Source organism: Bradyrhizobium sp. Leo114 (genome assembly GCF_055229415.2).
Window position 1 is genome coordinate 207,191 of sequence record NZ_JBUYEN020000007.1, and the last position, 18,095, is coordinate 225,285.

The window sequence follows — 18,095 nt, forward strand, 5'->3', positions numbered from 1 at the left end:
CTCTCTCCTCGTCCCCGGACGTTGGCCCGGACTGCCTTCTTTTGGGCAGTATTGGGCTAGCCAGCAGCCGATGGCAAGCCGCCCGCGCCCGTTCGACGCATCTGCAGATCGGGGGATGTTGCGGCGCGGTTAACTGGCCGGCTTGCTGCTGTCGTTCTTCGGCTTGGCCGCCGCCTTCGGCTTCGCCGGCTTGGCGGCTGGCTTATCACCCGCGGTGGCAGCGGGCTTCTCCGAAGGCTTTGCGGCAGCGCCATTCGACTTGGCGCTGGCATGCCGCACAGCGGCAGGTTTCGCCGCTGGCTTGGCCTCCGGCTTAGCGGCTTGCTTGGTGTCCGCTTTGGCCTGCTTTGCAGCCGGCTTGGCGTCGGACTTAGCGTCCGACTTGGCGTCGGCAGAAGCGTCGGGCTTCTTGGCCGCGACATGCGCCTTCTTCTTGTGTGGCTTTGGCGTGTCCTTCTCGGTGTCCGCCGCAACCGCGGCGATCAGCGCCGCACCCGTCCGCGTTGGGCCGGTATAGACCACGACCGGCTCGGACGCCTCCGCAGGCTGCGCCAGCAAGTCAGCCGGCTTGAACAGCGGCGGTGGCAGGGCGGCGGCGAAGAAGGTCGCGCCGGTCTCGCCGCTGCTGCTGCTTGTGCTGCTGGCGACAGTGTCCTCATCCTCGTCGCTGGCCGGCCGCTTGCGCTTGGGGCCGCACATCTCGTCGCGCAGGTTCGGCGGCGTGGCGTCGATCGGCGCCAGGTTCTCCACCGTGCCGAGCGAGGGCTTGAGCCAGGACAGGCCGTTATTGGCAAAGCCGCGATCGAGCAGCTGCGCCGCGCGCACCGCGCGCATCCGGCCCGACGAGGCGCCGAGCACCACTGCGATCAGCCGCTTGCCGTCGCGCGTCGCCGACGCCACGAGGTTGTAACCGGAGGCACAGATGAAGCCGGTCTTGAAGCCGTCAGCGCCGGGATAGCGGCCGATCAGGCGGTTGAAGTTCTGCGTGACCCGTCGGCCAAAGCGGATCGAGGGGATGTGCACGAAATATTCGTATTCCGGGAGATCACGGATGATGGCGCGGGCGAGGATCGCAAGGTCGCGCGCCGAGGTGATCTGACCGTCCGCCGGCAGTCCGTTCGGATTGACGTAGCTCGTCTGCACCATGCCGAGCTTCTGCGCGGTCTCGTTCATCATCGCGGAGAAGCCGTCGATCGATCCGCCGACGCCTTCGGCGAGCACGACCGCCATGTCGTTGGCCGACTTCACCAGCATCATCTTCAGCGCATTGTCGACGGTGACCTGCGTGCCCGGGCGGAAGCCCATCTTCGACGGCGATTGCGAGGCGGCCGTCGGCGACACCGTCAGCAGCGTGTCGAGCGAGATGCGGCCGTCCTTCACCGCCTTCAGCGTCACATAGGCGGTCATCAGCTTGGTGACCGATGCCGGATACCAGGGCATGGTCGCGTTGTCGGCCTGCAGCACCTTTCCACTATCGGCTTCCACCACCAGCAGCGCCTCGGCGTTGGTCGCGCGCGGCGCGAGAGCGAGAGCCGCGGCGGCGACGAAGAGGAGAAGCGATCGGCGAAGCAGCGGGCGAAGAAGGTGCACTATCCTGGTCCGGTTCTGATTGAAGACCCGCCTTGAACAAGGTGGGCTTTCAGATGTGACGTTCCGGTTTCAAGCGTGTCCGGCGCCGGCCAATTTTGCGGCGATGCAAACCCTATACCGGGCCGCCTTTCGAGAACAGAGGTCGGGTTATTTAATCGTGGACGAAATCGGCCGAATTTCGACAATTCCGCGGCCGGTGGACCGCGGCCTATTCGGCCTGCAGACTCGTCCGCGCGTTTTCCTGAACCATGAACTGGGCCCGCGCCAGATCGGCAAAACGGCCGCCTTTTGCGACGAGTTCATCGAAAGTTCCGCTTTCGATCACCCTGCCATTGTCGAACATCAGGATGCGGGTGGCGTGGCGGATGGTGGAGAGGCGATGCGCGATCACGAAGGTGGTACGGCCTTTCATCACTTCATCGAGAGCGGCGTTGACCTTGGCCTCGGTGACGGCATCCAGCGCGCTGGTCGCCTCGTCCAGGATCAGGATCGGCGGATCCTTCAGAAGCGCGCGGGCGATCGACAAGCGCTGCCGCTCGCCGCCTGACAGCATGCGGCCGCGCTCGCCGGCATGGGTATCAAAACCCTTCTCGCTACGCTCGATGAATTCCAGCGCCTGCGCCCGGGCTGCTGCCGTGCGAAGTTCCTCGTCGGTGGCATCAGGCTTGCCGACGCGCAGGTTCTCGGCAAGCGAGCGGTTGAACAATAGCGCCTCCTGGAACACCACGCCGATGTTCCTTCGCAGCGCAGTCAGCTTCAGCGCGCGGATGTCCATGCCGTCGATCTTGATGATGCCCGACTGCGGGTCGAAGGCGCGGTGCAGCAGCGCGATCGCGGTCGACTTGCCGGCGCCGGTCGAGCCGACCAGCGCGATGGTCTGGCCGGGCAGCGCGGTGAAGGTCAAATCCTCCACTGCCGGCCGCTTGCCGTCATAGGAGAAGGAGACATCGTTGAATTCGATGAGGCCCGACAGCCGGCCCGCATCCATCGCGCCGGGACGGTCGCGCACCGCCGGCACCGCGTCGAGCACGTCGAAGAATTCCTTCAAGCGCGGCGCTTCCATGAACACGTTGTTGATGAAGCTCACCACCTGCTCGAGCTTCTGGATCAGCATGGTCGCGAAGGAGACGAACATCACGATCTCGCCGACCGAGGTCAGCCCCTGCTCGTTCAGCACGATGCCGACCGTGAAGATCGCAAGCACGGTGATGGTGGTGGAGGCGCGCGTGATCACGGTCACCAGCGCCCACCACGACAACACGGGCATTTGTGCGGCGAGCAGCTTGTCGGCGACGAAGCGCAGGCCCTGCACCTCCGAGTCGATGCGCACGAAGCTCTGCACCAGCGCGACATTGCCGAGCGCGTCAGAGGCGCGCGCGGAGAGATCGCTGTAGTGCTCCTCGACCTCGCTCTGCATGCCGTAGGTCTTGCGCACCACCAGCGTCGTCAGCACGGTGAAGACGACACAGAGCGCGAACAGCAGGATCGCAAGCCGCCAGTTGATGTAGAGCGACAGCGGCAACAGCACGACCAGCGACAGGATTGCGGCGAAATGCTCGCGGAAGAAGCCGAGCCAGAGCCGCCACAGCGCGTCCGTGCCGTTCAGCATCACCTTCATCAGCCGTCCCGAATGGGTGCCGGTGTGGAAGGTCAGCGGCAGTTGCAGGATGTGCTCGAAATAATCGGTCAGAACCGCCTGCCGCTGGCGATGCGCAAGCCGGTCGGCGTGCAGCGCCACGACGGCGCTACACCCGATCGTGAACAGGCCGAACGCAACCCAGGCGGCGAGCAGCGGCCATGGCGAGGTGGACGCGAGCAGCCCGGTGACCGGCTTGCCCGAGAGTACATCGACGATCTTGCCGAACAGCACCGGCTCGGCGAATTGCGCGCAGGCGAGCAGGAGATTGGCGCCGGCCAGGATCCAGCCGAGCCGCGCCTCCTTGCCGAGCAATTCGAGCACGCGAACATAAAGACGAAGCAGCGACATGCCGCCATTGTAATCCGGGATCGCAGGCGAGAACCAGAGCGCGATGGTTAGCGAAAGATATTATCCACGTTGTGTAAGAGCGTGATCCTGCGAGCCGCGCCTTCCAGCCTTCATCTCGAGGAGCTTGCGCGGCAAGCGTCGCGAACGATGGGACATGGGCGAGATTGGGGCCTTATGGTTCGAGACGCGCCTCACGGCGCTCCTCACCATGAGGGACTATCAATCGAACTCGCCGAAAACATTCATCAATTCACCACGCGCGCGTCGGCCGGCGGCAGGAACGCGTCATCGAAAATATCCGCCGCGGTCGGCCGCTTCTGGAATTTGAAATCCTCCGCGATCTGGTCGATCGACCGCTCGAACCTGACCGTATCGATGCCGCCGAGGCCGTGCTGCTTCACTTCCGCGGTGAGGATGTTGTCGCCGATGATGGCGCGCAGCCGCTCGGATTCCAGTTCGCGCGAGCCGGCGTCCATGCGGCTTACCACCTCGGTCACCGCGCGGCCCGGGTCCTTGATCGCAAGATGTGTTCCCGTGATCGCCGCCCGCACAAAGCCCTTCACGGCCTCGGGCTTGGCGGCTGCCAAATTCGGGTTGACGATCAGCGCGGCGCCATAGGCCTCGCAGCCGTAGTCTGCGAAGCGCAGCACCGCGAGATCGTCCGCCGGCACGCCGCGATCGCGCAGGTTGATCGCCGACAGATAGGAGAAGCCGGTGACCGCGTCGACCTGACCGGCCGACAGCATCGGCTCGCGGACCGCGGCGCTGATGCTGCTCTGCTTCACGCTTGCCGGCTTGATGCCGTTCTGCCTGGCGACCGCAGGCCACAGCCGGATCGAGAGATCGCCCTCGGCGACGCCGAGATTCTTGCCCTCGATGTCGGAGAGGGCGCGAATGCCGCGGCTCCTGCGCGCGATGATGGCGTAGGGCGCGTGGTTGAACAGCACGAAGATCGCTTTGACCGGGGCCGCGCCCTGCCGGTCGCGCGCGCGGATCAGCGTGTTGATGTCGACCAGCGCGAAATCGCTCATCCCCGCGCCGACGCGCGCGATCGCGTCCTGCGATCCGCTGACGATGTTGGTGGTGACCGCAAGTCCCTCCGCACCGAACGATCCGCCGACGGCTGCCATCACGAAGGGCGACGCCGCCGCGTCGATCGGGCGGTCGAGCGTAAGCTGGATCGTGATCGGCTGCTTGGCGGCGCCTGCGCTCTGCGCGCGGCTTGCGCGAGGGCACAGGCTGGCGCCGAGGCCGATCCCAAGGCCCAGGAAGTCGCGGCGGGTGGAAGTTGAGGTTATGCGCATGATGACGTCAGGAGACGCGAGACAATCTGTCGCGCTGGGTATGTCTGTTTCGTGACGCCGAACGCGCGTTTTCGCCCGTTCAGCGGTGCCATTCTGCCGCTTCTAACCTGAATGCTTGATGACTGCCACGATTTCGCCAGGGATCGTTCAGCCTGCGTTTGGTTTGGGGAACTTAGGATCGCACCCGTGGTTGGCTGTGAGTGGCCCGACGGGCCGAGCTTCCACGGAGGACTACTCAGATGTTTGCGCGAAAAGGTGTGTTTTCATCGATCGGCCGCGGAGCCGCGCTGGCCACCGTCGCGGCGGTCGCGCTGACGGCGGTCGAGCCGTCGATGGCCTATGCGGGCTCGGCCCCGAAGGCCAAGGAGGTCACGGCGCAGACCGGCACCAGTGACGTCACCGATATCAGCGCGCGCCGGCGATACTATCGCGGTGGCGGTGGTGGCGCGGCTGCTGCGGCCGCCTTTGCCGGCATCGTTGGCGCGGGGCTTGCGATCGCCGCCGCCCAGAACCGCCGTGATTACTATGATTCCTACGGCTACTATGGTGGCGGCCCGGTCTATTACGGTGGTCCGGCCTACTATGGCGGCGGTCCGTATTATTACGGCGGCGGCTATGGCCGCGGCGTGCCGTATTATCGCGGTCACCCGATCGCGAGCTGGTAAACGTAATCTTGATCGCAACGACATCCACCGGCCGCCCGCGCGGCCGGTGGATTTTTTTGCGTGTCATGGTTGCCCGTTAACACGCTGGCCAGAGGTTTGAATTAGGCTTGAGAAATGAGTGATTCGGTCGAACGGCTCTATCGGGCGGTTCTCGCGGCCCGGCATCTCGATCCGGCGACGTCGCGCACCGCCCGGCTGTTTCAGCGCGGGCCGTCAAAGATGGCCAAGAAGCTGGCCGAGGAAGCGATCGAGGTCGTGATCGACGCCCTCAGCGGCAAGACCGACGCGGTGGTGCGCGAGAGCGCCGACCTTCTCTATAATCTGACTGTTTTGTGGGCAGCCGCTGGCGTCAAGCCGGAGGATGTCTGGAAAGAGATGGAACGGCGCGAACATCTGCTCGGAATCGCCGAAAAACTGCCGAAGACTGGCGCCAGACTGGCCAAGCCGTCGGCCGAGCCGGTCGTGCGGCGGCGAATTGTCGCGCTCGAAAGCAGCCTGCGGAAGCGGCGCTGACCCGCCAACAATCCTCTTTTGCCGGCATGGACAAATGCGCTCCATGATGGTTGATCGCGCCCATGCTGAAACGGATCTACGACTGGTGCATCGACGCCGCCGACAAACCCTACGCGCTTTGGATTCTCGCGGCGGTCGCCTTCGCTGAAAGCTCATTCTTCCCGGTTCCGCCCGACATCATGCTGCTGCCGATGTCGCTGGCGCAGCCGAGGCGCGCGTGGTGGTTCGCCACCGTCTGCACGATCGCGTCGGTCGCCGGCGGCGTGCTCGGCTACGCCATCGGCGCGCTGCTCTATGACTCGGTCGGCCATTGGCTGATCACCATCTACGGCCTCGGCGACAAGGTCGACGCCTTCCGCGCCTCCTATGCCGAATGGGGCGCGGTGATCATCCTGCTCAAGGGCTTGACCCCGATCCCCTACAAGCTCGTCACCATCACCTCGGGCTTTGCCGGCTATAACATCTGGCTGTTCATCCTGTGCTCGATCGTCGCGCGCGGCGGCCGCTTCTTCATTGTCGCGGTCCTGCTCAACCGCTACGGCGATTTCATCCGCAAGGAATTGGAGAAGCGGCTGGGCTTCTACGTCGCGCTCGGCGCAATCGTGCTGGTGTTCGGCTTCTACATCGCGTTCAAGCTGGTTTGATCCTGCGCGACAAAACCGGTGCTCTCACCCCTCATGGTGAGGAGGCGCGTAAGCGCTGTCTCCAAACGATGCGTCGCATCGCCTTGAGAACCATGAGGCCCCAATCGAGCCCGTGGCCCATCCCTCGAGACGCCGCTTGCGCGGCTCCTCGGGATGAGGGCGATAGGTGTGGCGTAAAGCGCTTTGCCGTGTCGTCGTCCTCGGTTACGCTTCGGCATGCGTGATCGAGTCGAGCTTTCGTTTCGCATCGGACCGCCCGTCGCCAAGGCGGCTGTTGTCGTGTCGACACTGATGCTCGCCTCCGATCTCGCTTTTTCGCAGGCCGCGCCTCCAATCTCGCTCGGTGTCCAGTCACAGCCCCAGCCGAACCAAGCTCCGCCACCCGCGCGCGAGGAGAACCCCGGCCTCATCAACGAGATCGGCAAGCTGTTCGAAAAGTCCAGGTCGATCCTGCCGTCCTTGAAGAGCCCGGGCGAGACCGTCGACGATCTCAACAACAGCGCCAGGGATGCGGGCGAGAACCTGTCTGCCCTCACAAGACCGTCATTGATTGTCACCGGCCGCGCGGCCTGCCTGGTGGCAGCCAACGGCGCGCCAGACTGCAAGGCCGGCGCCGACAGGCTCTGCCAGAGCAAGGGTTACAAGGAAGGCAAGAGCCTGGACACCGATGCCGCCGAGAAATGCTCGCCGATCGTGTTCCTTCCCGGCCATAAGCGCGGGCCCAATGACTGCCGGACGGAAAATTTCGTCACGCGGGCGATCTGCCAGTAGTGCGCTGTAGCGCTCGTAGCCCGGGTGGAGCGCCAGCGTAGCCCGGGGCAGCTGGTAAACGCTGCCACAGATGCCCCGGGTTGCGCGTTCCGCTCCACCCGGGCTACGGCAGTAGCGCCAAGACGCAATACTTGACACTGGAAAGATTGCCCTGCTGGTATGACGTCTGGCATCTTAAGCCCAGTCTCTCTTCCGAGCTAACCCGAAGGATTTTCACTGATGTCCATGCCTGCGTTGTTCAAAGGCCGTCTGTCGATTCCAGTGATCGGTGCGCCGCTGTTCATCATCTCCGTGCCTGATCTCGTGATCGCGCAGTGCAAGGCCGGCGTGGTCGGATCGTTTCCGGCGCTGAATGCGCGGCCGCCGGAGTTGCTCGACGAATGGCTGGGGCGCATCAAGGAAGAACTCGCGGCCTATGACAGGGCGCATCCGGAACGGCCCTCGGCGCCATTCGCGGTCAATCAGATCGTGCACAAGTCGAACAACCGGCTCGATCATGACCTCGCGCTTTGCGAGAAGCACAAGGTGCCGATGATCATCTCCTCGCTGGGCGCGCGCGAGGAGCTCAATCAGGCCGTGCACAATTGGGGCGGCATCATCTTCCACGACGTGATCAATCAGAAGTTCGCCCACAAGGCTATCGAGAAGGGCGCCGACGGCCTGATCCTGGTGGCGGCCGGCGCGGGCGGTCATGCCGGCACGCTGTCGCCGTTCCCCTTCGTTACGGAGACGCGGCAGTGGTTCGACGGCCCGATCGCGCTGTCGGGCGCGATGGGCAACGGCAAGGCGATCCGCGCCGCGCGCGTCCTCGGCGCCGACTTCGCCTATATCGGCTCGGCCTTTATCGCGACCAAGGAGGCGAATGCGGTCGAAGGCTACAAGAGCATGATCACCGGCTCGGCCGCCGAAGACATCGTCTATTCCAATCTGTTCACCGGCGTTCACGGCAATTACCTGAAGCCGTCGATCGTCGCCGCCGGCATGGATCCGGACAATCTGCCGACCTCCGATCCCTCCAAGATGAGCTTCGGCACCGACGCCTCCGGCGAGCGGGCGAAGCCGAAAGCCTGGAAGGAGATCTGGGGCTCGGGCCAGGGCGTCGGCAGCGTCGAAAAGATCGTGCCCGCCGCCGAACTGATCGCGCGCTTCAAGAAGGAATACGAGGAAGCCGTCGATCCGGCGTTGTGATCGCCTCGTTTGGCGCGGCGTCTTTCCTAGTCCCTCATGCCCGGGCTTGACCCGGGCATCCACGCTCTTCGGGAGTTTGCGGAGACGCGTGGATGGCGGGGTCAAGCCCGGCCATGACGGAGTGGGGCACCTGTCGCCGTCCGCACACCCTTGATGCAGCCATCACGCCTGTGCGACAAATACCGCCATGAGCGCCGCCGCCGTCAACGTCGTCAACCATCCGCTGGTACAGCACAAGCTCACGCTGATGCGCGAGCGTGACCGGTCAATCAAGAGTTTCCGGGAACTCGTGAACGAGGTCGGCATGCTGCTCTGCTACGAGGTGACGCGCGACCTGCCGCTCGAACTGGTCGACATCGAGACGCCGCTGATGCCGATGCGGGCGCCGATGATCGCAGGCAAGAAACTGACCTTCGCGCCGATCCTGCGCGCCGGCGTCGGCTTCCTGGACGGCATGCTCGCGCTGGTGCCGTCGGCGCGCGTGTCGCATATCGGGCTCTATCGCGATCCCGAGACGCTGGAAGCGGTGGAATATTTCTTCAAGGCGCCTCACGACCTGGCCGACCGCACCGCGATCCTGATGGACCCGATGCTGGCGACCGGCAATTCCGCCGTCGCCGGTGCGCACCTCCTGAAAAAGCGTGGCGCACGCGACATCCGCTTCGTTTGCCTGCTGGCCGCTCCCGAGGGAATCGCTCATTTCCAGAAGGAGCATCCCGATGTGCCGCTTTGGACCGCGGCCATCGATGAGCGGTTGAACGACCACGGCTATATCCTGCCCGGCCTCGGCGATGCCGGCGATCGCATGTTCGGCACCAAATAGGCCCAGTTATCATGGACCCCATCTTCCGCGTTGACGGCAACAAGGTCGTCACCAGCCCGGATGCCGCCGGTCCCTGGCATCCGCAGATGCAGCACGGTTCCGCGCCCGCGGCGCTGGTGGTGTGGGCCGCCGAGTCCCTGCCCACGCCGCTGCCGATGCAGATCGCGCGCGTCACCATCGACCTGATGCGGCCGGTGCCGGTCGCGCCGCTCGCCATCGAGACCGAGATCTTGCGCGAGGGCCGCAAGATCCAGCTCTGCGGCGTGCGGCTGCTGGCCGAAGGTGTGCCTGTGGTCGCGGCCTCCGTGCTGCGGATCAAGTCGCAGGCACAGGCATTGCCGCCGGATGTCGTTGATCTGCCGCTCAGACTTCCCGGCCCCGATCAATCGACGTTCGAGCCTGCCGATAACGCCGGCAGCCCGTTCACCAAATGTATCTCGATGCGCGCCGCCCGCGGCCGCTTCGGCATGGTTGGTCCTGCCGCGATCTGGTTTCGCGTCGAGCGGCCGCTGATCGCGGGATCGCCGGTGTCGCAGGCCATGCGCGCGGTGGTCGCCGCCGATTTCAGTAACGGCACTTCGTCCGCGCTCGATTTCCGGGAGTGGACCTTCATCAATGCCGACCTCACCGTGAGCCTTTCGCGACAACCGGTCGGCGAGTGGATCCTGCTCGACGGCGAAAGCTGGATCGGCCCCGACGGGGCGGGGCTTGCGATGTCGCGTCTCGCCGACGAGCGCGGCTATTTCGGCCGCGCCGTGCAAAGCCTCGTAATCGAGAAGCGGTAGAGCAACGCGGCGAAAAATCGCTGCCTCACCTTGGAACGCTTCGAGGCCGGGCGAGTTTGGCACTCGTCGAGGGCCATCATGAAGCGCGTTGATTTAGCCGCCGGCGGACTGACGCTCGCTGCCAGGCAAGCGTCAGCCGTCGGCACTTCCTATCCTATTGCAGCCAAGTCCTTTTCAAGCCGGAGCGTGTTGTGAGGCCCGGTCCTTCCTCTGAGCGTGCGGTGGTCCTTGCCTCGAGCGAGCGTGAAGCGGTCGAGACTGCCTGCCTGATCCGCGACGCCGGCTACTACGCCAACATCTGCGGTGATCTCGCTGTGCTGAGGCGCGAGATCGCAAGCGGCGCCGGCCTAGCCGTCATTGCCGACGACGCGATCAAGGGGGCGGATTTGACCGACCTGACGCGATGGCTCAACGATCAGCCGGCATGGTCAGATTTCCCGATCGTGCTTCTGACCCAGGGCGGCAGCCTGGAGCGTGATCCGGGCGCGGTACGGCTCGGCAAGATCCTGGGCAATGTCACCTTCATCGAGCGCCCGTTTCATCCCACCACGCTTGCGAGCATCGTCGGCTCCGCAGTGCGTGGCCGGCGCCGCCAGTACCAGACCCGCGCCATTCTCGAAGATCTCACCGAGAGCGAGAGCCTGCTGCAGACCGCGCTGAATGCCGGCCAGCTCGGCGCGCTGGAATTGCATTTGCCGGAATTCGAGCTCGAGGCCTCGGACATCTGCAAGGCCTATTTCGGGCGTCGCGCGAGCGAGCACTTCACCTATCCGGAGCTCCTCGACGCCGTACATCCCGACGACCGCGAGCGGCGACTTGGCGTCCTCGAGCAAAGCATCCGCACCGGCAAGCACTACGCGATCGAATACCGCGTGATCTGGCCGGACGGCTCGCAGCATTGGCTCGACGTGCGCGCCCGCGCCGTGCGGCGGCCCGACGGCAGTCTCAGGTCGCTGGTTGGCGTCTGCTCCGACATTACCTTGCGCAAGACCGCCGAGATCGAGCGCGAAAACCTGCTGGCGCAGCTCGCAGCCGAGCGCATTGCGCTTTCGGAATTGACGGCGACGCTGGAGCAGCGCGTCGAACAGCGTACCGCCGACCTCCTGAAAGAAGTCGCCGCGCGCGAAAAGGCGCAGGAGCAGCTCCGTCATGCGCAGAAGATGGAGATCGTCGGCCAGCTCACCGGTGGCATCGCCCATGACTTCAACAATCTGCTGATGGCGGTGATGGGCAATCTCGAACTCTTGCGCAAGCGTCTGCCGGGCGACCAGCGCCTGCATCGTCTCATCGACGGCGCAATGCAGGGGGCCGAGCGCGGCGCCTCGCTGACGCAGCGGCTGCTCGCCTTTGCCCGGCAGCAAGATCTGCGCGTGGTGCCGGTCGATCTGCGCGTCTTGATCCAGGGCATGAGCAATCTGCTCGAACGCTCGCTGGGGCCGCGGATCGCATTGCGTCTTGATTTGCCCGAAGCCCTGCCGCCGGCGCGGATCGACGCCAACCAGCTCGAGCTTGCGATCCTCAATCTCGCGATCAACGCGCGCGATGCGATGCCCGATGGCGGCGCGATCGACATCAAGGTGTCGGAAGATCAGGCCGTGAAGGATCCGGCGCTCAAGCCGGGCAGGTATATCAGGCTGTCGGTGATCGATACCGGCACCGGGATGTCGCCGGAGATCCTGAAGCGCGCGATCGAGCCGTTCTTCTCGTCAAAGCCGCTCGGCAAGGGCACCGGGCTCGGACTGTCGATGGTGCATGGGCTCGCCGTGCAGCTCGGCGGCACGCTGCAGCTTTCCAGCATCGAAGGCCAGGGCACCACCGCAACGCTGATGCTGCCGGTTGCGACCGTACTGGCGGAAGCAGCGAGCCCGCAGCTGCCGCCGCGAAAGCTGGAGCGCTCCGCGGTGATCCTGTTCGTCGACGACGATCCCTTGATCGCGATGTCGACCACGGAGATGCTGGAGGATCTTGGCCATCGCGTGATCGGCGCCACCTCGGGCCTGCACGCGCTCGACATCCTGCGCAGCGAGCAGCCGCTCGATTTGATGATGACCGATCACGTCATGCCAGGAATGACCGGGCTCGAGCTCGCCGCCGCCACGCGAAAAGTGCGCCCGTCGCTGCCGATCCTGCTCGCCACCGGCTATGCCGAATTGCCCGACGGCGTGCAGGTCGACCTGCCGCGGCTGGCGAAGCCATATCATCAGGACCAGTTGCGCGATCGGCTGGACCAATTGCTGCGGTGAACGTCGCCCCAGCTCTCTCCACGTCATTGCGAGGAGCGAAGCGACGAAGCAATCCACGCCTCCGCAAGTGGCGCGATGGATTGCTTCGCTCCGCTCGCAATGACGTCGGAGCATTTCGGCTCCGCCCGACTACCCTACCATCCGCTCGCGGCCGGCCCAGAAGCTTGCCTTCAGCACCTTCTTGTCGACCTTGCCGACGCCGGTCATCGGCAATGCTTCGACGAAACGGATCTGCTTCGGCGCATGCGCCGAGCCTTTCTTCGCTTTCACCAGGTTGATCAGCTCATCGGCATCCGGCCGCGCGCCGTCGCGGGCGACGATTACAGCGGTGACCGCTTCGCCCCATTTGTCGTCGGGCACGCCGACGACCGCGACCATCGCGACATCGGCATGCTGCGACAGCACGTCCTCGACCTCGCGCGGGGAGATGTTGAAGCCGCCGGAGATGATCATGTCCTTCTTGCGATCCAAGATGTACATGTAGCCGCGCTCGTCGGCGCGGGCGATGTCGCCGGTATGCAGCCAGCCGTTCTTCAGTGTCTCCGCTGTCGTGTCGGGCCGCTTCCAGTATTCCGCCATCACATGCGGCGCGCGCACGCAGATCTCGCCAGCTTCGCCGGCTCTGACCTCCTCGTCATTGTCATCAAGGATCTTCACGTCGCAGACCGCGATCGGGAAGCCGCAGGACAGGAGGAGCTCGGGCGTCTTCGGATCGTGGTCGGCCTTGCGCAGCACCGAGACCGGATAGCATTCGGTCTGACCGTAGAGCTGCGAGAACACCGGCCCGATCCGCTCGATGCCTTCGACCAGCCGGCTCGGCGACATCGCCGAGGCGCCATAAAGCAACAGTTCAAGCGAGGAGAGATCGGTCTTATCAAGCGCGGGATGATCGAGCAGCACATAGATCATGGTCGGCACGAACAGCGTGAAGTTGATCTTCTGCCGCTCGATCGTCTTGAACACGGCCTCGGGATCGAAACCTTTGAGCATGTGCACGGTGCCTCCGCGCATCAGCGTCGGCAGCACCTTGGTGCCGGCAACGTGGCTGATCGGCGCCACCGTGAGATAGCGCGGCGTGTCGGGGATCTCGAAATCGGCGAGGATCGCGCCGGCGAAGCCGCCATATTCGCGGTGATAACGCAGCGCGCCCTTGGATTTGCCTGTGGTGCCACCGGTATAGTTCAGCGTCGCGACGTCGTCCGGTCCGGCCAGGCAACGCGCGGTGACGTGTCCCGCCTGCTCGATCGCCTGCAACAGGTCGATGCCGTAATCGGCCGGGCCGAGGGTAAACACGGTTTTGATATTCGTGGCTTTCGCTGCGAGATCGCCACCGCGGTCGTGGAAGGTCGCGGCATCGATGATCAGCATCTGCGCGTCGGAATCCTCGATCTGGAACAATTGATCGTCGAGCGATCCCAACGGATGCAGCCAAGTGATCGCAAGTCGCGCGAGCTGCGCGGCGACGCCGGCACACCAGGCGTCGGCGCGGTTGGCGCTCAGCAGCGCGACGCGGGTGCCGGGCGCGAAGCCGAGCCGCGTGAACACGTTCTGGATCCGCCCGATCAGGTCGGTCGCGCCCTGGTAAGTGATCGATCCATCAGGCCAGCTAAAGGCCGTGCGCGAGGGATAGCGTGCCAGCGCCCGCAGCGTCTGTTCGCATACCGGTGGAAACGCATGGAGCGGATGGCTCATCTGAAAGATTCCTCCCTGCCGATTTTGTGTCTGGCATTTCTTCGTGCCAATGTTGACGATGACGCTAGCACAACAAGGAAGCGGCTCAAGCCGGGAGGGGGAAGGAACGCCTTGCCGTCGGACAACTTTCGCTCGCGCGTTCGCGAACGCCTCGCGCTGCCGCTGATTGCGGCGCCGATGTTTCTGGTCTCCGGCGTCGAGCTGGTGGTCGCCGCCTGCCGCAATGGCGTGATCGGTTCGTTCCCCACGGTGAATTGCCGCGAGACGGAACAGCTCGATCAGTGGCTCGCCGAGATCGAAGATCGATTGCAGCGTCATTCCGACGCGAGCGGGAAGACGGCCGCGCCGATCTGTCCGAACCTGATCGTGCATCGCTCCAACGCGCGGCTGCCGCAGGATCTGGAGGTGCTGCTGCGTCACAAGCCGGAGATGGTCATCACCTCGGTCGGCTCGCCCACGCCTGTACTGGCACCGCTGCATGATACAGGCGCGCTGGTGTTCGCCGACGTCGCATCGATCCGCCATGCCGAGCGCGCGGTCGAGGCCGGCGCCGACGGATTGGTGCTGCTCACCGCGGGCGCGGGCGGGCAGACCGGCTGGCTCAATCCGTTCGTGTTCGTGCGCGCGGTCCGTGCCTTTTTCGATGGTCCGATCGTGCTCGCCGGCGGCATCTCAGATGGCCACGCCCTCCGCGCCGCCGAAGCGCTCGGCTGCGACCTCGCTTATATGGGCACAAAATTCATCGCCACGCGCGAGAGCATGGCGGACGAGCGCTACAAGCAGATGCTGGTCGCAAGCGGCGCTGACGACATCCTGCTCACCACCGCCTTCACCGGCTTGCAGACCAACATGCTGCGGTCCTCGATCGAAGCCGCCGGCCTCGACCCGGACAACCTGCCGCAGCGCGGGGCCATCGACATCGGCAAGGATATCGACATCGGCGCCCGCGAAAGCCGCCCCAAGCGCTGGCGCGACATCTGGAGCGCCGGCCATTCGGTCTCCGGCGTGACTGATGTGCTCGCGGTGGATGAACTGGTGGCGCGGACGGTTGAGGAATATCGTGCAGCGGCGCGCCGTATCGAGCTCTCCTAGCTGGTACCCATCCTGCCGTCCGGCTCGCAACCCTGTGTTCACCATTTAACCCGGCCTTAACCACGTTCGCCCCAACAATAGCTGCGCAGGACAGCCCGCCGCCACGGCCGGGCTGGCGCAAGACCAAAGGGGATGCGACGTGCTTCTTGAGGCCTCTCTCACCAAAACCCCCGCGACCCTTGATGAGCTTCGGACCCGTGTCCGCCACGCCTTGCAGCGCCATCCGCTCTGCCGAAACGTCGAATTCGACGTCGTCAGGATGCCCCGAACCCGCCGGACCAACTGGACCATCAGCCTGCATTCGGTCTCAGGGTCCGCGCTGTTCGAGGCCCATGACATCGTCGCCGACATCCAGGAAGCCTATGAACTGGCCGTCGCGGCCTGATTTTCGCTTGCTTGGATACGATTTTTTCGGCCTTTTCCCGCCTTGGCGGTTCCGAGGGCATGCTAACGCCGCAATTGGCGTTCAATTTCAAAGGGTAATCCGGCCGGGATGGAGACGTCGTTGACCAGGGCCATGACCATCATCGCGCTGACCTGCTTCCTCGTGGTCGGCGCCGCCGCCACCAGCATTTTGAGCCGTGACAGCGTGCCGATGCCGCGCAGTGTCGCGGAAGACGCCGCGCCCGTTCATCCCGTCTCCAACAAGGAGAGCAAGAAGGACCGCCTCGCGGTGGTGGCCTACGCGCTCGCCGCCTATGAGCCGCAGCCGCAGACCCCGGCGCAGGCGCAGCTTCAGGCGCAGGCCCAGGCCGCCATCCCGGACCTGACGGCCTCCCTGCGCCAGGCCTATGCCTCGGCGGAGCCGGCCGATGTCGGCCTGCCGAAACTGACCGAGCCGCCCGCGAACCAGCCTGCAGCCGCCCAGCCGCCCACGCCGGCGCCCGCGAAGCCGAAGGCTGCCGCCAAGCCCGCGCCGCAGAAGAACTACGCGCTGCTCAGCGATGCGCAGATCGCCGGTATCAAGGATCGGCTGAAGCTGACCTCGTCGCAGGAATATTACTGGCCGGCGGTCGAGACCGCGCTCCGCGCCGTCGCCCGCAAGATCCACCAGAAGCGCCAGGCTGATCCGAATGCGAACGGCGTGCCGATCGATCCGGACTCCGATGAAGTGCAGCAATTGAAATCGGCGGCAATGCCGCTCCTGTTCCAGCTCCGCGAAGACCAGAAGAACGAAGTCCGCTCGCTCGCCCGCGTCATCGGCCTGGAAAAAGTCGCCGCGATGATCTGAGCGCGCCGCTTCGCCCTCGCGTCTTCTGAAATCTCCTTCATCCGCGACGTTGCGCTTGGTCGCACAGGTTTTTGTCGCGCAGGTTCCGCAGGAACATCGCTTCCGCTCGCACGTTGCTCGCGGCGTAGGAGAGGGAGCCCGTCATGCGCACAATGACCGCATTTTTTGCGGGGGTGGGAACTGTGGTCATCGCGATCGCCGTTGGCCTCGGTGGCGGCATGGTGATCGCAAACATCGTAAGCCCGCATCAGCCAAAAGCGGGCGCCGAGCTGACAAAGCTCGAGCGGCGCGCGGCGGAGCCTGTCGCGGCATCGAATGCACCGGCTGAGCCGGTACCCTATCTTGCAGCGACCCGGGCCGCCGCGACCCATCCGGTCGTCGTCGATCCCGCGCCGCAAGCGCCGCCGCAGCAGGCCGAGCCGGCGCAGCAAACCAACACCACTCCAACCAACGCGGCGTCGAGCGAGCCGGAGCGCGGTCCCAATGCATTTGCGCAGCCTGCAGCCAACGCACAGCCGTCGGCGCAAACCGCCGCGCGCACTTCGTCGGCTTCTTCCGGCGACGCGCTGGCAAGAGCACGCGACGCCGAATCCAAGCGTGACGCCCGCCGTGTCGAGCAGCGGCGCAAGGCGGAGCGCCGACAGCAATGGGCTGAGCGTCGCCGCGTCCGCGAGCCGCGCGATGACGAACTGCGCGACGTCGAGCGCAGCGTCAGGGAAGATACCGAGCGGTCACGCGTCTTGGAGGCCGAACCGGTAAGCGTCGGGACGCCGAGGATCAGGCTGTTCGGCGACGAGGACTAGAGCGTTTTCGAGCGAAGTGGACACCGGTACGCGTGAAGAAAACGCGTCAAAACAAGAATCTAGAGCTTCGGTTCTGATCCATCAGATCCGAAAATGCTATAGTCTGGCAGTCGAGCGATCTGCGATTAATGCAGCAAGTCGTACGCCGCGACGCGATTGATGTCGGCCAGGCGCCGATCGGCATTTGCCTCAAGGTCGAGGCTTCCAACCAGCTCAAGCAGACGCTGATAGGCATGGTCCGCGATATCAACGGGCAGAGGCTCTTCATCGAAGGTTTCGATATAGCCACCAACGAGATCGCTCAGCAGCCGGCACAAGGCCTGCTGCCCGGGCTCGTCCTTCACCAAGGCGTCTAGTTTTTGCTGGAAGTTTCGGAAGGTTCGCAAGCCATGGTGTTGTTGCGAGAGCCATGCATGCAAGTCGTTCATATCAGCCTCTTCATGCTACGGAAGAAGCTACCGGCTTATACACGCGGCCGGCTCCTGGCGCCACCGCAATTTTTTTGCGCTGCGGCCCTTGAAGAAGACGGAACAGGCAACTTCAATTTTCGTTGCGCCAGCCTCCCAACAGGAAAACTCTGCGCGGTCTGCGATTTGCTCCCGCCTGCGCCTGGACGTCGGTGAGATCGACGCTGCTTCGCTTCATCAGGACCTTGGCGACGATTCCGATCACGACGAAGGGCGCGACGTAGATCGCGAACACCTCGAGTGCGCGCATGGCACCGCTCCACATGATTGCGGACCCGACCATTATAGCACAGGGCG

Annotated in this window: 18 protein-coding genes; 12 read left to right on the forward strand and 6 right to left on the reverse strand. The window is 64.7% G+C overall.

The annotated features are described in order from the left end of the window. Positions 1-129: 129 nt before the first annotated feature. The 3 genes from ACZIRK_RS11070 to ACZIRK_RS11080 all read right to left on the reverse strand — a co-directional run bounded on the left by ACZIRK_RS11070 (position 130) and on the right by ACZIRK_RS11080 (position 4,881). Positions 130-1,590: a D-alanyl-D-alanine carboxypeptidase family protein gene (locus ACZIRK_RS11070; protein ID WP_130229839.1), complete on the reverse strand. Its 1,461-nt coding sequence runs from the start codon at positions 1,588-1,590 to the stop codon at positions 130-132. A 208-nt stretch (positions 1,591-1,798) separates the two neighbouring features. Next, positions 1,799-3,577, reverse strand: coding sequence for a glucan ABC transporter ATP-binding protein/ permease (locus ACZIRK_RS11075; protein ID WP_130229838.1), 1,779 nt, complete (start codon positions 3,575-3,577; stop codon positions 1,799-1,801). 245 nt (positions 3,578-3,822) lie between these two features. Next, positions 3,823-4,881 (reverse strand): ABC transporter substrate-binding protein, encoded by a 1,059-nt coding sequence (locus tag ACZIRK_RS11080; RefSeq protein WP_463327357.1) that lies wholly within the window; start codon positions 4,879-4,881, stop codon positions 3,823-3,825. 239 nt (positions 4,882-5,120) lie between these two features. On the opposite strand from ACZIRK_RS11080, the gene ACZIRK_RS11085 reads away from it, so the two are divergent. From ACZIRK_RS11085 to ACZIRK_RS11120, 8 genes are all read left to right on the forward strand, one after another. Next, complete coding sequence (locus tag ACZIRK_RS11085) at positions 5,121-5,546, forward strand: hypothetical protein (RefSeq protein WP_028168678.1); 426 nt, start codon at positions 5,121-5,123, stop codon at positions 5,544-5,546. Between the two features lie 114 nt (positions 5,547-5,660). Next, on the forward strand, positions 5,661-6,059 hold the full coding sequence (gene hisE, locus ACZIRK_RS11090) for a phosphoribosyl-ATP diphosphatase (RefSeq protein WP_130229836.1): 399 nt from the start codon (positions 5,661-5,663) through the stop codon (positions 6,057-6,059). A gap of 62 nt (positions 6,060-6,121) precedes the next feature. Next, positions 6,122-6,703, forward strand: a complete 582-nt coding sequence (locus ACZIRK_RS11095) for a YqaA family protein (RefSeq protein ID WP_130229835.1) — start codon at positions 6,122-6,124, stop codon at positions 6,701-6,703. A gap of 216 nt (positions 6,704-6,919) precedes the next feature. Next, entirely contained in the window at positions 6,920-7,474 is a 555-nt protein-coding gene (locus ACZIRK_RS11100) for a hypothetical protein (RefSeq protein WP_130229834.1), read from the forward strand. Between the two features lie 219 nt (positions 7,475-7,693). Beyond that, positions 7,694-8,662, forward strand: coding sequence for an NAD(P)H-dependent flavin oxidoreductase (locus ACZIRK_RS11105; RefSeq protein ID WP_130229833.1), 969 nt, complete (start codon positions 7,694-7,696; stop codon positions 8,660-8,662). 187 nt (positions 8,663-8,849) lie between these two features. After that, positions 8,850-9,485 (forward strand): uracil phosphoribosyltransferase, encoded by a 636-nt coding sequence (gene upp / locus ACZIRK_RS11110; RefSeq protein ID WP_130229832.1) that lies wholly within the window; start codon positions 8,850-8,852, stop codon positions 9,483-9,485. An 11-nt stretch (positions 9,486-9,496) separates the two neighbouring features. Next, positions 9,497-10,270 (forward strand): thioesterase family protein, encoded by a 774-nt coding sequence (locus tag ACZIRK_RS11115; RefSeq protein WP_130229831.1) that lies wholly within the window; start codon positions 9,497-9,499, stop codon positions 10,268-10,270. Between the two features lie 221 nt (positions 10,271-10,491). Continuing rightward, positions 10,492-12,513, forward strand: a complete 2,022-nt coding sequence (locus ACZIRK_RS11120) for an ATP-binding protein (protein WP_463327358.1) — start codon at positions 10,492-10,494, stop codon at positions 12,511-12,513. 129 nt (positions 12,514-12,642) lie between these two features. Here ACZIRK_RS11120 and ACZIRK_RS11125 read toward each other — a convergent pair whose 3' ends face one another. Continuing rightward, on the reverse strand, positions 12,643-14,205 hold the full coding sequence (locus ACZIRK_RS11125) for an AMP-binding protein (protein WP_463327359.1): 1,563 nt from the start codon (positions 14,203-14,205) through the stop codon (positions 12,643-12,645). Between the two features lie 111 nt (positions 14,206-14,316). On the opposite strand from ACZIRK_RS11125, the gene ACZIRK_RS11130 reads away from it, so the two are divergent. The 4 genes from ACZIRK_RS11130 (at position 14,317) to ACZIRK_RS11145 (ending at position 17,331) form a co-directional block, all read left to right on the forward strand. Further along, positions 14,317-15,297: an NAD(P)H-dependent flavin oxidoreductase gene (locus ACZIRK_RS11130; protein ID WP_463327360.1), complete on the forward strand. Its 981-nt coding sequence runs from the start codon at positions 14,317-14,319 to the stop codon at positions 15,295-15,297. Between the two features lie 139 nt (positions 15,298-15,436). Next, entirely contained in the window at positions 15,437-15,682 is a 246-nt protein-coding gene (locus ACZIRK_RS11135) for a hypothetical protein (protein ID WP_028168688.1), read from the forward strand. A 120-nt stretch (positions 15,683-15,802) separates the two neighbouring features. Further along, a complete protein-coding gene (locus ACZIRK_RS11140) occupies positions 15,803-16,528 on the forward strand; it encodes a hypothetical protein (RefSeq protein ID WP_130230217.1) in 726 nt (241 codons plus the stop codon). Positions 16,529-16,671: 143 nt separating this feature from the next. Beyond that, entirely contained in the window at positions 16,672-17,331 is a 660-nt protein-coding gene (locus tag ACZIRK_RS11145) for a hypothetical protein (RefSeq protein ID WP_130230219.1), read from the forward strand. A 125-nt stretch (positions 17,332-17,456) separates the two neighbouring features. On the opposite strand, the gene ACZIRK_RS11150 is transcribed toward ACZIRK_RS11145, so the two are convergent. Next, a complete protein-coding gene (locus tag ACZIRK_RS11150) occupies positions 17,457-17,759 on the reverse strand; it encodes a hypothetical protein (RefSeq protein ID WP_028168691.1) in 303 nt (100 codons plus the stop codon). A 112-nt stretch (positions 17,760-17,871) separates the two neighbouring features. Further along, the gene (locus ACZIRK_RS11155; protein ID WP_165435585.1) at positions 17,872-18,048 is read right to left on the reverse strand and encodes a hypothetical protein; all 177 of its coding nucleotides are present in this window, start codon (positions 18,046-18,048) and stop codon (positions 17,872-17,874) included. Positions 18,049-18,095: the final 47 nt, after the last annotated feature.

Excerpts from the sequence above, each read along its gene's own strand:
- ACZIRK_RS11075 (WP_130229838.1), bottom strand. The coding sequence starts at position 3,577 with ATGTCGCTGCTTCGTCTTTATGTTCGCGTGCTCGAATTGCTCGGCAAG.
- ACZIRK_RS11080 (WP_463327357.1), bottom strand. The coding sequence starts at position 4,881 with ATGCGCATAACCTCAACTTCCACCCGCCGCGACTTCCTGGGCCTTGGG.
- ACZIRK_RS11085 (WP_028168678.1), top strand. The coding sequence starts at position 5,121 with ATGTTTGCGCGAAAAGGTGTGTTTTCATCGATCGGCCGCGGAGCCGCG.
- hisE (WP_130229836.1), top strand. The coding sequence starts at position 5,661 with ATGAGTGATTCGGTCGAACGGCTCTATCGGGCGGTTCTCGCGGCCCGG.
- ACZIRK_RS11095 (WP_130229835.1), top strand. The coding sequence starts at position 6,122 with ATGCTGAAACGGATCTACGACTGGTGCATCGACGCCGCCGACAAACCC.
- ACZIRK_RS11100 (WP_130229834.1), top strand. The coding sequence starts at position 6,920 with ATGCGTGATCGAGTCGAGCTTTCGTTTCGCATCGGACCGCCCGTCGCC.
- ACZIRK_RS11105 (WP_130229833.1), top strand. The coding sequence starts at position 7,694 with ATGTCCATGCCTGCGTTGTTCAAAGGCCGTCTGTCGATTCCAGTGATC.
- upp (WP_130229832.1), top strand. The coding sequence starts at position 8,850 with ATGAGCGCCGCCGCCGTCAACGTCGTCAACCATCCGCTGGTACAGCAC.
- ACZIRK_RS11115 (WP_130229831.1), top strand. The coding sequence starts at position 9,497 with ATGGACCCCATCTTCCGCGTTGACGGCAACAAGGTCGTCACCAGCCCG.
- ACZIRK_RS11125 (WP_463327359.1), bottom strand. The coding sequence starts at position 14,205 with ATGAGCCATCCGCTCCATGCGTTTCCACCGGTATGCGAACAGACGCTG.
- ACZIRK_RS11145 (WP_130230219.1), top strand. The coding sequence starts at position 16,672 with ATGCGCACAATGACCGCATTTTTTGCGGGGGTGGGAACTGTGGTCATC.
- ACZIRK_RS11150 (WP_028168691.1), bottom strand. The coding sequence starts at position 17,759 with ATGAACGACTTGCATGCATGGCTCTCGCAACAACACCATGGCTTGCGA.
- ACZIRK_RS11155 (WP_165435585.1), bottom strand. The coding sequence starts at position 18,048 with ATGCGCGCACTCGAGGTGTTCGCGATCTACGTCGCGCCCTTCGTCGTG.